Origin of the sequence: Corynebacterium sputi DSM 45148 (assembly GCF_000427865.1) — a bacterium.
Taxonomy (GTDB): Bacteria; Actinomycetota; Actinomycetes; order Mycobacteriales; family Mycobacteriaceae; genus Corynebacterium; species Corynebacterium sputi.
In genome coordinates this window covers 168,831-181,641 of the sequence record NZ_ATYV01000002.1, presented here as the reverse complement: position 1 = coordinate 181,641, position 12,811 = coordinate 168,831, and the positions used below count along the sequence as shown (strand labels likewise).

General features: G+C 59.3%; 11 protein-coding genes and 2 tRNA genes. 6 read left to right on the top strand and 7 right to left on the bottom strand.

All coding sequences use genetic code 11. From position 1 onward, the window contains the following. Window positions 1–18: 18 nt before the first annotated feature. The 3 genes from YWU_RS0101930 to YWU_RS14600 all read right to left on the bottom strand — a co-directional run bounded on the left by YWU_RS0101930 (window position 19) and on the right by YWU_RS14600 (window position 3,595). Window positions 19–348, bottom strand: coding sequence for an ArsR/SmtB family transcription factor (locus tag YWU_RS0101930; RefSeq protein ID WP_027019142.1), 330 nt, complete (start codon window positions 346–348; stop codon window positions 19–21). Between the two features lie 642 nt (window positions 349–990). Then, window positions 991–2,334, bottom strand: a complete 1,344-nt coding sequence (locus YWU_RS0101925; RefSeq protein ID WP_027019141.1) for a threonine/serine exporter family protein — start codon at window positions 2,332–2,334, stop codon at window positions 991–993. 160 nt (window positions 2,335–2,494) lie between these two features. Next, complete coding sequence (locus tag YWU_RS14600; protein ID WP_084141533.1) at window positions 2,495–3,595, bottom strand: linear amide C-N hydrolase; 1,101 nt, start codon at window positions 3,593–3,595, stop codon at window positions 2,495–2,497. A gap of 296 nt (window positions 3,596–3,891) precedes the next feature. Here YWU_RS14600 and YWU_RS18070 point away from each other — a divergent pair, with 296 nt between their 5' ends. Continuing rightward, on the top strand, window positions 3,892–4,050 hold the full coding sequence (locus YWU_RS18070) for a hypothetical protein (RefSeq protein WP_156892672.1): 159 nt from the start codon (window positions 3,892–3,894) through the stop codon (window positions 4,048–4,050). After that, window positions 4,047–4,196 carry a hypothetical protein gene (locus YWU_RS0101915; protein WP_156892671.1) on the top strand — a complete coding sequence of 50 codons (150 nt, stop codon included), beginning with the start codon at window positions 4,047–4,049 and terminating at the stop codon, window positions 4,194–4,196. Before YWU_RS18070 ends, YWU_RS0101915 begins: the two co-directional genes overlap by 4 nt. A 61-nt stretch (window positions 4,197–4,257) precedes the next feature. On the opposite strand, the gene YWU_RS0101910 is transcribed toward YWU_RS0101915, so the two are convergent. From YWU_RS0101910 to cmrA, 3 genes are all read right to left on the bottom strand, one after another. Further along, window positions 4,258–4,333 (bottom strand) — tRNA-His (locus YWU_RS0101910). Between the two features lie 123 nt (window positions 4,334–4,456). Further along, entirely contained in the window at window positions 4,457–5,107 is a 651-nt protein-coding gene (gene orn / locus YWU_RS0101905; protein WP_027019139.1) for an oligoribonuclease, read from the bottom strand. Next, a complete protein-coding gene (gene cmrA / locus YWU_RS0101900) occupies window positions 5,107–5,904 on the bottom strand; it encodes a mycolate reductase (protein WP_027019138.1) in 798 nt (265 codons plus the stop codon). The genes orn and cmrA overlap by 1 nt, the downstream gene beginning before the upstream one ends. A 75-nt stretch (window positions 5,905–5,979) precedes the next feature. On the opposite strand from cmrA, the gene YWU_RS14595 reads away from it, so the two are divergent. The 3 genes from YWU_RS14595 (at window position 5,980) to YWU_RS0101885 (ending at window position 10,189) form a co-directional block, all read left to right on the top strand. Continuing rightward, the gene (locus YWU_RS14595; protein WP_156892670.1) at window positions 5,980–7,794 is read left to right on the top strand and encodes an alpha/beta-hydrolase family protein; all 1,815 of its coding nucleotides are present in this window, start codon (window positions 5,980–5,982) and stop codon (window positions 7,792–7,794) included. A 121-nt stretch (window positions 7,795–7,915) separates the two neighbouring features. Next, window positions 7,916–9,514: a gamma-glutamyltransferase gene (locus YWU_RS0101890; protein WP_156892669.1), complete on the top strand. Its 1,599-nt coding sequence runs from the start codon at window positions 7,916–7,918 to the stop codon at window positions 9,512–9,514. Window positions 9,515–9,658: 144 nt separating this feature from the next. Further along, window positions 9,659–10,189, top strand: a complete 531-nt coding sequence (locus YWU_RS0101885) for a hypothetical protein (protein ID WP_027019136.1) — start codon at window positions 9,659–9,661, stop codon at window positions 10,187–10,189. 61 nt (window positions 10,190–10,250) lie between these two features. Here YWU_RS0101885 and YWU_RS0101880 read toward each other — a convergent pair. Continuing rightward, window positions 10,251–10,324: transfer RNA gene (locus YWU_RS0101880), tRNA-Arg, on the bottom strand. 114 nt (window positions 10,325–10,438) lie between these two features. Between YWU_RS0101880 and YWU_RS14590 the strand changes: the two genes are divergently transcribed. Continuing rightward, window positions 10,439–12,640, top strand: a complete 2,202-nt coding sequence (locus YWU_RS14590) for a bifunctional copper resistance protein CopD/cytochrome c oxidase assembly protein (RefSeq protein ID WP_051259897.1) — start codon at window positions 10,439–10,441, stop codon at window positions 12,638–12,640. Window positions 12,641–12,811: the final 171 nt, after the last annotated feature.

Genomic DNA, 12,811 nt, shown 5'->3' with positions numbered 1-12,811 from the left:
ACGAAATGCAAAGTCGGGTCAGGGGAGTTGCTTCGTGTCCTCTGCCCTGGTTCTGACGGCGTCCAGCCGGCGATCCCAACCACGGGCGACCGCCCCCAAAAGATCAGAAATCTCTCGAATCTTGGATGGTGCCACGGAATGGACGTGCCTTCCTGATTTGGTCGTGAAGGACACGATGCCTGCACGCTCAAGAATTCGCAGGTGTTTGGCTACCGCCTGTCTGCTCAGCTCTAAGTCACGAGCGATGGCACCAGCATCGTCAGGCGCACTGGCGAGGCGTACGAGTATCCGGCGCCTCGTTCGATCGGCCGAGGCCGGAAACACCGCGTCCGCCTCATTCGAGAGCATCTGGTCGGTAAACGATGAATTCGCAGACTCTCCAGGCTGCGCTTTCATGAAGACTCGGCCAGAGAACGCGCCAGGTCGAGTTCGACCTTCCACCCTTCGGTGTTGTTCTCATATTCGGTTCGTCGAGTGGCGGCGTCGTCACTGATTTGGCTGAAGCCGCTCTCTCTGACCGTGAGGAGTACCCCGTCCCCGTCTGGCTCGATGGTGAACTCGACGGTGTTGTTGGGGAAGTCTTCTAGGGATCCTCCGAGACCGCCGAGCCAACGTAATACTGCCCGGAACGGGGGCTCGAGGACATCGACGCCGACGGAGAACGATCCATAGTTGGGATCGACGATGTGGAAGGTGCCGTTTACCTCACTGATCTCATGCGGGGTAGACGTGCCATTGTTGGTGAACCATCCAGGCTCACTGACGGAGTCCTACACCCTTTGGGTAGTGGCGTTGATATGAATGCTCCGGACGATCTCGTCGGGGACGGCCTCAGAGGTGGCTTTGACGGTCTGATCGGACATGGTGATCTCTCCCGGTGCCAGGGCCGGTATCTCGCCGACCGTGTCACTAAAGTATGACCCGCCCGACAGGCAAGTGCAACCATCTAGTTGCACATGGGTCTGAGGGGAGCTGAACGCGAAACAAGCGCTATTTCCCCGGCTCCGGGGTCTCGTCACGGATTCGTCGCGAGCGTCCTTGTGCTGGTGTCGATGGTTCGCGGCGTTTGCTCTTACTGCGTGTGTCCAGGCCCAGTCTTTTGACCGGGTGAGCCAAGTACGGAGCAAGTGCTAGTCCAACCATCATGCAGATCGACATACTCAGCAGGGCCATGGCTGCGCTGCTGGTCATATCGCTGAGATCCTGGGCCCCGGTCATGACACCACTGAAGGCCACAAAACCCATCGAGCCTGGAACCATCAGCCAGAACGTCGGCAGGTACATCATGAGCATGCTCGGTCGGCTCCGGACTCTCACATTGATGAAGTAGGCGAACAGCACGTTGACGCCCATCGCAATACCGCCGGCATATGGCGATGCCACGCCCTTATCCAGAAGCTGGCTGAGCATCAAGGTGCCGAAGCAAGCGAAGATTGTCCAGAACCAAACTTTGCGAGGTGTACAAAAATACAAGGCCGCTCCCAGGCCGAAGAGGGGGCCGGACAACCAGATCACCCAACTCGGGGCAAGGTTGCTGGTCAGATCCTCCAGGCTCTCGGCGGGAACGCCGGCGATTTCGATGGCAAGGGCAAGTCCGAACGCCATCGACAACATAACGACCAGGGCATAGATCAGCCTGGATGCTCCCGCAGTCATATCGCCCTCAGTCAATTCCATCAGTGAGGTGCTGATGGCAGCGCCGGGGACCAGCGTCAACACTGGAATCACGGCAAGGCGCACGGGGTCTGCGGTACCTGTGTGTTTGGCCCAGAATGCCAACGCCAATGCAGTGAGGAATGTCAGGAGGAAGGGCATCAGCGGCCCGATCCTCCCAGTGCCAATCTTTGAGAGCATGATCAGCGCGACCGGAATCGCGATCACCATGGCGGCGGCGGTGGCCATGGGGCTCATCCGGAAACACATGGCGAAACCCATCGCCATGAATACATAGCCGATCACCCGGACCGGGATGGTGAGGGGAGGGCGGGCGTTCGCAATGTTGTCGAGTGTGGTGGCAGCGTCGTCCAGTTTGATAGCGCCAGCTCTCAACTCACGGACGAGGGCTTCAGTGCGGTCCACCTGATCGAACCGGTAGGACGGGCCGGCTGAGGAGACTTCGACTCGTCCGTTCCCACGGTCTAGCGCGATGAGATAATTGGCGAAGATCTCCGCCTCAATATCGTATTTGTACGCATCGGTGATGTCTTCGAGGATTTCCTTGATCACTGTCACCGGATATGACGATCGGTCCAGTGCCTCACCGAGTTTCGCGACCACGACCAACATCTCATCACCGCGGGGAGGGCCGGCGGTATTCTCTGACGAATTTGTCATGATAATAACCTCATGGGGTCCAAGTGGTGGCGGTCGGCTCCGCACTATCGGAGTACATCAGAAAACGTCTATTTAAGTGCAAAGCGCGGATGCTGATTGATTCAGCATCCGCGCGTCCACCCGTGGCTTCGGCCACTAACTCAGCGTCGCCACGAATGCATTACTTCGAAGTATCGTGCTGGTTCCGCTTGGACGGAACACTCTCGGAGATCTTCTTTGCGATCTCAGCGAACTCCTCACGGTGATTTGCGACAAACTCCAAAATCTTGATGCCTTCGTCAACCGTGAAGGTGGAGAGCCCATCGGTGTTCTTGAATTCACCGCTGACGTCTCCGGCGAGGCCTCCCTCGATGGCAAGGTCTCCCAGCAGGTTCAGCTTCTGAATGTCGCTGTCCTCCGAGAAATCCAGCGAGGCAAAATCGAGCCACACGATGTTCGGGCGGTTCGTGGATTCGAAGATGTAGCGCATCTTCGTCTGGTCAAGAACGACCTGCCAAATGGTCTTGGACTGTTCCGGGTGAGTGGCATCTGGCTTGCGGTACGGCTGAGCACAGTTCCGGATGATGCTGTACATCGCAGCAATTGCCTCTGTTTGCGACTTTGGTTGGACCTGCTGGCTGACGTAAAAGGACGCGCGGGCGAAGCGATCTTTGGCATCGGTGGTACCAGGAAGGGTCGCGTCTCCGCCGAGGCCCGAGTACTGCTTGACCAGCTCGAGCTGTTGGTCGAACGGCGGTGAATTGGTCATCACCTGGTAGGCACGGTCGTGGTAGACCGTCGGTTCGCCATCGGTGTACTCGATAATTGCCGAATCTCCGGTCGAATCATTGAGTGCAAGGTGCAGTACCGGCACGATGTGCCCGGTCGGGTCGAACAGCTGCCTGATCTTTACGTTGGACTGGCGGGTCCATTCGACTGCTTCTTCAACAGTGGCGAAGTTGTCTAGGTAGTACTGCAGCCAGACAGCCTGGCCCAACTGTGTGTCGCCCTCAGGGTGCTCGCCGTAATTGGCCTCGGTGAGCCATAGAATGTGGCCGCCAAGGCCCTTTTCATTCATTCCGTCGGCGGCGATCAAGTCAAACGCAGTGGCGACGATGCTGCCGTACTTCGCCTTCCATGTGAGTTTGTTGTACACACCGTCTGTGCGTTCGACACCACGGGGCATCTTCCACAGATTTGTGAACAGATCGAACTGGAAATCCATGTTGCGGCCGGTGATGACCGACCCATCGGCGTCTGGCCAAACAACTCGTGTGCACATAAGCGCGATCTACCTTCCACTCGAAAAAATCCGGCGAGTTTAATTGTAGATCGGCTTTCGGCGCAATGCCTTTGCGGGGGGAATCGTTTTATCTCGAGTTTAACCCCGTTTTTTCAGAAGTGTTTACGGGGTGTGGATCTGCAGTTTCATATTGGTATCCGTTGGTAAATTACAATTCAACGAATGCTGATGAAAGATATTGATATTTGTATGCGGTGAGTTGATTATGTTCGGCGCGAGCGCTGCTGCGCACAGGCACCGAGGGCATCGAACGCCAAGACGCAGCGAGGGCAGGAATGATTGCCGTTCTCTTCACCGTCGTGGCCGGATTGGTCTACGCATTGCCCGAAGCATTCGCAGGTATGCCGAGGTTAACCGCTGCAGTGCCCGCCGTCGCTGCTGCGCTGGTGTGGATGATCGCGTTCGCCTGGAACCGTCGTTCAAGATCGCATTGAGGATCTCAGCAGTACTCGGGCTGTCCGTCGAGGAGATCTTCATCCCAGATCCAGAGGACCTTGCTCTGGTCACCACGGAGTCCGCAGTTGGCGAATTCATCTGCAGCGTGGTGGCCGCTGATGATGACGGGGAGGGGGCGGCATAAAAATCGAGACCCGAACCCGGTTGGAGATTTACTCCAGACCAGCGTTCGGGCCTCGTACATTTGGGGTGACTGACGGGACTCGAACCCGCGACACCCAGGATCACAACCTGGTGCTCTACCAACTGAACTACAGTCACCATCACTCACTCGGCTCTCGCCGTGCAGCGTAGATGATGTTAACCCAGTGCTGGTATTTCGACAAAATCACTGGTTGTGGGGTGGTTGGAGAGGGAAACGTCGGGAAGCGAGATCTTTTTCCCTTAGAGCGGGAAGCGGTCTACCGCTTCCTCTGCGGCCTCATTTGCCTCATCAGTGGTGGGACCAGGCTCCGGCACAAAAGCGGCGCGGCGGTAATAATCCAGCTCGCGGATCGACTCCTTGATGTCGACTAGCGCGCGGTGCGACATGCCCTTCTCCGGCTGACGGAAGTACACCTCCGGCATCCAGCGGCGGGTGAGCTCCTTGATCGAGGAAACATCAATCATGCGGTAGTGAAGGAACTCATCCAGCTCGACCATCGCAGTGCGGATGAATCCACGGTCAGAGGCAATGGAGTTGCCCGCCAGGGGAGCGGTTCTAGGCTGGTCGACCCACTGACGGATGTAATCGAGAACCTGCTGCTCCGCCTCAGCGAGTGACACGGTGGAATTTCGAATCTCTTCGGTCAGCCCGGAGGAGGCATGCATGTTGGTGACAAAGTCATCCATCTTCGCCAGCTCCTCGTCCGAGGCGTGCACCACCACGTCAATGCCCTCACCAAGGATGTTGAGGTCAGAATCAGTGACCAGCGCGGCGATCTCGACGATAACGTGGGTGTCCGGGTCTAGGCCGGTCATCTCACAGTCGACCCACACGATGCGGTCGAGCTTGCCGTTCTTCGCGCCGCCGTGTCCGTTGCCGTTGTCCGCCACTATTCGCTCATTCCCTCGTAGATCTTGCCGATGACCGGTGCCACCATACGCCTGGGCAGGAAGGTTCCTGCAGCGTTCATCCCCTTGGAAAGGATTCCTGGGACAACGCGAAGCTTGTTGGACGAGAGTGCGTTGAGCGAATCCCGAGCGCAGTCGTCGGTGGAGGTCCACAGGAAGTCCGGAATGGCTTCGTCAACCTCGTTGGCGCCATCGTCGCGCTCATCCGGGCGTACCGGACCCGGGGCAAGCAGAGTGCAGTGCACGCCGGTTCCCTTGAGGTCGTAGTGCAGGCACTCGGTGAAGGTGTTTACGAAGGCCTTCGTGCCGGTGTACGTCGCGTTATTGGGCACAACGGTCGTGCCGGCGGCGGAGCCAACATTAAGGATCGCACCAGAGCCGCGGGCGACCATCGGGTGTAAAGCTGCGTCCGTCAGATCGAACAGCGCAGTTGCGTTCAGTTCGAACTGCGCGCGTTCATACGCACGGTCCAGTGTCTGGTACCTGCCGAAGGTGGCAATGCCTGCGCAGTTGATCAGGATTGAGACCGCGTCCCAGTTGATCGCCTCAATGAGCTCTGCACGAGCCTCAGCATCGGAGAGATCGCACGGGTGAACATCGACGGCAACGGAATCGCTACGCAGCTCCTCCGCCAGAGCGAGCATCTTGTCTTCCGAGCGGGCGACAAGAACCAGACTGTGTCCGCGACGTGCTAGTTCTCGCGCCAACGCGCGGCCGATGCCGGAAGATGCGCCGGTCACCACCGCCCGAAAATCGCTGTGGGGTGCGGGAAGTGCCATGCGGGTCCTCCGGAGACGTATCGAAAGTGCTGCCGAGGCCCGAGTGTAGTGCACTGATACGGCACAATTGTGGCCATGTCAGAGACCACTACCGTCAACCGCGAGGAGAACGAGAAGCCGAAGCTCCTCACGGCCTACGACACCTGGGGGCTCATCGTCGCCGCCATCGTGGTCCCGACGGCGTACTCCCCGTCGCTGCTTCCACGCACGTGGATTATTCAGGGGTTGGTCGCCGGAGTTGTCGCCGTTGCTGGCTACATGCTCGGCATTGGCCTGCACATGTTGTGGACAGCGATCATGTCTCGATGGGGCAAGCAGATCAGTGAGTTGCTCTTCGGAGTTGCGGCAAAGGCCCCGAATTGGACGCGGCACCATCAGGCGGCGGCGTGGACCCAAGCAGGAGCGATGCTGCTGCTCGTCGTGGTGGTGGCGTTGTCGGTTTTGGGCTCTGTCAGTCAGCAGCGCGAACAGGCTCGCGAGCTCGACATGGCACCTCCGGGGCCATGGCATTTCCTGGGCACAATTCCGGTGACCTTGTTGGTGTGGCTTGGCCTGGTCATGGCGTTCCGCGTGATGAATCTGTGGGCGTACCAAATTACCGAGCTGCTCGAGCACACCCCGCTGAGTTCTGGGACGAAGTCGGTGGTCTCCTGGGTCAGCGTGATTCTGGCGCTTGTGCTAATTGCCGGCAACGTTGTGCCCTATGTGGGAGTGACCCTCGCTGAGCGCTATTTCGTAGAGCGCAATGATTCCTACCGCCAGGACATCTGGCCTCCGGAGGTGTCCGAGCGTGCAGCGGGCCCTGGTTCGGCAATCTCGTGGGATGGTCTGGGCTACGAGGGTTCTCGTTTCGTTGCTGACGGTAGGACCGCAGCGCAGCTCGAAGAGGTCACCGGCCGCCCTGCGACCGAGCCGATTCGTTTGTACGCGGGCCTTGGCAATGGCGACACGATGGAGGAGCGCGTCGACCTGATTGTCGACGAACTGGTCCGTACTGATGCGGCTTCTCGTGAAGCGGTGCTGATCATGCCGGTAACAGGTACCGGCTGGGCGAATCCGGTCGCGGCGCAGGCATTCGAGCTGCTCTACGACGGCGACACCGCCATCGCCTCAGCCCAGTATGGCGTTTTGCCCAGTGCATTGAGTGTGGTTCTGGATCGCAATGTCGCGGAGGGCCCGAGTAGGGAACTGGTCACCGCGATTTCGCAGTGGTGGATGGAGATCCCCGAAGACGAGCGGCCGGAGTTGTATATCTACGGCGAATCGCTGGGCACCCAGGGCGCCGAATCAGGTTTGATGAGCATGTGGCCTGCAGGCGTGCTTCCCGACGGCATGCTCCTCATCGGCCCACCCCAAGGCAATGAGGTACGCCGTTGGTTCATCGAAGAGCGCGTTGATGGCAGCCCCGAGTACCGCCCAGAGCAGCCGGAGGCCTCCGGCATCCGCTTCGCGATCGACGCAGACGACATTATGGTCCGCGCCGAAGATCCGCAGTGGGGAACTGAGTTCCGGGTGATGTACGTGCAGCACCCGACGGATCCGGTCGTCTGGTGGTCGCCGGCCTTGCTGTATTCGACTCCGGACTGGCTCGAGGAGCCGGTGGCCCCAGGGCGCATGGATAACCTCAGTTGGCTGCCTTGGGTGACGTTCTGGCAGGTCACCGCAGATCTATCCGGTGCCGCAGCGGTACCGGAGGGATACGGACACAACTACGCGGACGCCATGGTCGAGGCATGGGTCGCGGTGACCGCGGATCCGCGGACTTCGCCTGAGGAAATCGACAGTCTCAATGACGAGTTCTGGGCTCTGATGGAGCAGCAGGGACCGGAGAAGGGACACGTGGACGAGCTCAATCCGGCTGACGGAAGCGAGATGCAGGTCAACCGCTGACCGTCGCGTTCGCTATGTGAAGTCCGAAGGGGTACAGCGGTGTACGATAACTTCTCTATAAAACAGTAATGATTTGTGAGCCCTGGATAGTGTTCCGGTGCAGGGCCGTGAGGTTTCTTGTGTGGACACCGTCGTTACGTACTGCCGCAGGGAGAGCCCGGTGAAAAGATTCCGCCCCACGCTGATGTCTTTGGCCGTGGCGACGGTTTCTGCGCTGTTGGTGTCCTGCACGACCTCGGTAAGTGAAACGGTCCATCGGACGCTGGGAAATGAAGCGTCGTGCAGCGGTCCGGTCGGGGTCACCGGCGCTTTGTCGGCGGAGGGCACTGTAGAAGACGCGTTGGTCGTCACTCCAGATCCCTACGCATCGTTCGTCGCATGCCGAATCCTGGCAGAGGGCGGAACCGCCGCTGATGCTGCTGTGGCTGCGCAGTTCACCCTCGGATTGACCGAGCCCCAATCTTCCGGTCCTGGAGGCGGCGCAGTCGCCGTCTACTACGACGCAACAACGGGGGACCTCAGATCATGGGACGGAGTCGTCAAGGCTCCGTCCGATGATGCAGGCGGCACGTTGACTGGGATTCCACAGACGCCCGTGCTCATGGCCACCATCCACAGTGACTTTGGAGCCTTAGTCTTCGAGGAAGTCCTCGCTCCTGCAATTGAACTAGCCGAGCAGGGCTTTACGACGAGTTCGCGGTTGGCAAGCGCCCTGGAACGACGCCAGGCGGGACTGGACGAATTGCCTTGGCCAGAAGCTGAGTCAGGGCAGTTGCCGGACGCTGGTGACACTCTGACCAATCCGGACTACGCGGGGTATCTCCGCGGACTCGACATTTCCGATCGTATTGAGTCTGAAGACGCGCTCTGCGTCGGTTATCGCGGACACGACGTGTGCGGGTCCGGGTCTACCGGCACCGGAATGATGATCGTTGGGGAGGCGCTTGGAATCCTCGACCATGTCGAATTGGAGGGCGAGTCTGAGGACACTGTGGCGCACCTCGTCACCGAGGCCGAGCGCTTGGCGTTGGCCAACGGCAATACCTGGATGCAGGACCCGGCCGTCGATCCAACTTTTTCAGAGGCCTACGTGAACTCGTTGGTCATCAATCAGGATCACCTGATGGAGCAGGCCTCGCGGATTGACCGCGATTCGTCCATCGGCACTATCGAACCAAACCCGCTGTTCGGAATGGCAGGGAACTATCTGCCCAATCCGGAGGAGGGGACCTCGCAGATCACCGTCAGAGACGTTCGCGGCAGCATCGCAAGCGTGACCTCGACGCTGCATCAGCACTTCGGAACCAGGGAAGTGCAGGACGGCTACTTCCTAAATAATTCGCTGAAGAACTTCAGCTCTTCGGCCAAAGCAATGAACCAGCGAGCCCCTGGTGTGCGACCGAAAACCACGATGACACCGTTGATTGTTTTCGGTAACGGCGAACCAGTGATGGCACTGGGAACTCCCGGCGGCGGGTCGATTCCGTCCTACGTCATCAAGACGATCGTTGGTGTTGTGGATCAGGAGAAGTCTCTGAGGTCCGCCATTGACGCACCGAACTACGGAGCCACCGGACGCAATGGTGCCTATCACGAAAATGACGGCGGGGGATCTACCAGCGGGTTAAGCGCCCTCCACATCAAGGACGGTGTGGTCACTGCGGAGGCAGACCCGAGGGCCGATGGCGCAGCCCGGTCCACAAAAACCAGTGGGTTCTGAAAACTTTAATTAAATAGCCGAATATATGAGGCTATTTGTAGTCTGCGGGGGCACTACTTATCGGGGCTGTCTGGATATTTGGCGATTGTTTAGCATGTGAAACTAATCGCCAGTCATCGCCAGTTATCCCGGAAAGGCACTTCCATGGAATTCCTCTTTTCGACACCGGGCTACATTCCAATTCTCGCTGTGTTTATCGGGGGTGCAATACTCTGGGGAAAAATGATGGATTCGGTCAGTGCGAAAGCGAACCAGCATGTGTTCCAACGCGGCAAGCACCAACGCGGGCAGGAACAGATGGACACTAACGTGGGGTTTTCTACTGCGTCAGCCAGCGCAGAAACGGTTCGAGACATGATCGTCCGCAGTATCCCGCTCGAAGCACACGGTGTGATGAAGCGGACCTACACAGTTGATATCCAGCAGGCGGAAAGCGGCGGCTGGGATAGCGTTTACACCTACGGAAATAAAGTGGCGCAGAATTTCCGGACCATGGTGTACGTCGGCCATGGTGATGGTTGGACAGGATGTCAGGGGTTCATCGGAGTGATTGAGGCATTGTCGGCCGATGGAGTTCTCACGCACCCCGATGAAATGATCCGGTGGCGCCACGCTGTTGTCGATGCGATTCGGCGAGTGGATGCTTCCGCCCAGTTCACTGAGCTGGTCTCCTGAGAGAAGAAGACTGCCCCCACCAACCTGGTTAAGACCGGGCTAGTGGGGACACTCCCAATTGCGCCCCCGGAAGGATTCGAACCCTCGACCAACCGGGTAGAAGCCGGCTGCTCTAATCCACTGAGCTACGGAGGCATGGACACACTGAATCGGACGGATACGCCTCCGCTCGATCGGTAGACCGCAGTGATTCTAACCCTCTAGCCACCTGAGATAGAAAAACAGGTGCAGAGGGCTACCCTGATCGGTATGAGTGCTGCGCAGACAGAGCTTTCGGACGCCGCCGACAACCCCTCCGGTTCGACCGACTCCACCTCCTCGACTTCGCCCTCCGCCCCGAAGAAGAAGCGCGGAGTGAAGCGGACTACGGGGTGGTACGTCGTCTTTGCCGTTGTTGCAGGAGTAGTTGCCGGCGCACTGTCGCTTCTGTTCAACCAGGAGTCACGTGCGGCCCTGGGTATCTCGGATCCGGGTCTGGTGACGACCGTGGGAATGCCGCTGGCGAAGTCCGGCGGTGAGGTCCTCGCAGCCCTGGCGACTGGTTCGTTCATGCTCGCCGCGTTCGGCACGAAGGCTCGCAAGGATGGTTCGCTGAGCCTTGATGGTTGGGCTGCGTCGAGAGTCGGTGGATGGGCGGCGATCTGCTGGGGCCTGATCGCACTGCTGCAGATCCCGATGACGTTGTCGGATGTCTCCGGCCAGCCCTTGGCGACGACGCTCCAGCCGGCCTATTGGTCGATGTCCCTGGAGCAGGTCGGTGAATCACCTGCTTGGCTGCTCATTGGTGTGATGGGCCTGGTGACTGGTCTCTTCGCCCTGATGAGCAATCGCTGGGTCTGGCAGCCAGTGTTTTTCGCACTGGTGCTGCTGTCGGTTGTCGCGCTGGCATCGGTGAGCCACAACGCCTCTGGCGGTAATCACGATGTCGGCACCAACTCGATGATCTTCCACTTCGCCTTCACCCTGTTTTGGGTTGGCGGTTTGATGGCGTTGCTCGGGCACGCCCGACGAAAGGGTGACTTCCTGCGGGAGGTCTCCCGTCGCTACAGCTTCGTTGCCCTGGTGTCGTTCATCGCGCTGAGCCTGTCCGGCGTGGTCAACACCTGGATCACCATCAGCTTCGGTGATCTGTTCACTAGCAATTACGGCCGATTGATTCTGGTGAAGATCATCGCCATCGTCATCCTTGGTCTCATTGGCTATATCCACCGAAAGGTGACGTTGCCGAAGTTGGATGAGGATCCGTCGGGAAGCATGTTCCGTCGCTTTGCAGTGGTGGAAATCCTCATCATGGCTGCCACCATCGGCGTTGCAGTCGCGCTTGGCCGGACCCCTCCGCCGCCGCAGTTCCAGGATCAGGCCGGTGGCGGTGGCGAACTGCCAGAGATGACCCAGATGCAGGCGCGACTGGGCTACAACCTGGACATCCCGTTTGGATGGGAGGCGATGTTCACCGTTTGGCGCTTCGACCTGTTCTTCGGCACGATCGCCATCGCGTTGGCCTCGGTATACTTGTACTGGCTGTACTTGGAGAAGAAGAAGGGCGGCCAGTGGCCGCTGTCGAACACCATCTGGTGGCTGTCCGGTTGCGTGATGCTGCTGTTCACCTCATCGTCGGCGCTGGGCGTCTACATGCCGGCGCAGTTCAGCGTGCACATGCTGGCGCACATGATGTACTCCATGGCCATCCCGGTGATGCTGGTTCTCGGTGGACCGGTGACGCTGGCTTTCCGCGCTCTGAAGCCGGCGGGCCGGGATGGGTTGCCGGGCGTTCGCGAATGGCTCGCGGTGTTCATCAACAACCCGGTATCGAAGTTCCTTACGCACCCGATCGTCGCAACGGTCCAGTTCGTTGCTGGTTTCTACCTGCTCTACATGACCAGCCTCTACGCGTGGATGGCCGAGGAGCACATCGGGCACCTGTTCATGAACGTGCACTTCCTCATCTCCGGTTATCTGTTCTACTGGGTGATCGTGGGTGTCGATGCCGCTCCGAACCACACTCCCGAGTCCCTCCGACTCTTGGTCCTGATGGTCTCTCTGCCGTTCCACGCATTCTTCGGTGTGGCTCTGATGCAGACCGGTACGGTCATCGCCCCGGACTACTACGGAGATCTCTCCCTGCCGTGGGCGGTGGATCTGCTGGCGGACCAGAACACCGGTGGTGCCATCGCCTGGGCAGTCGGTGAGATCCCGCTGTACATGGTCACCGCAGCGCTGTTTGTGCAGTGGCGTCGCTCTGATGCGAAGGAGGCCAAGCGCTACGACCGTAAGGCCGATCGCGACCACGACCAGGAGCTCAACGACTACAACGCGATGCTTCAGGGCATGGCCGAGGGACGTTCGAGCAATGTGCAGTCGGAGTACTACACCGGGGTCGTCGATGACGGGCACCGGGTGTCGCTCGGCGACCCCGTTGGACCTGCAGAAAAGCGTAGAAAGCGTAAATAACCGCTTCCCGACGTCCCCCTCCACAACCCCCGGCCCCACAGCCCCTTCCACCGGTTTTCCCCGGTTGGAAATCTGTCCACAGCCGGGGGTTGTTTCATGGCTCGGGCAGGCTCGCTCGGTGGGTAGGGCGGGCAGTGTTGCCGCCAACGGCTCCCCGGGCGACGTGCTCGG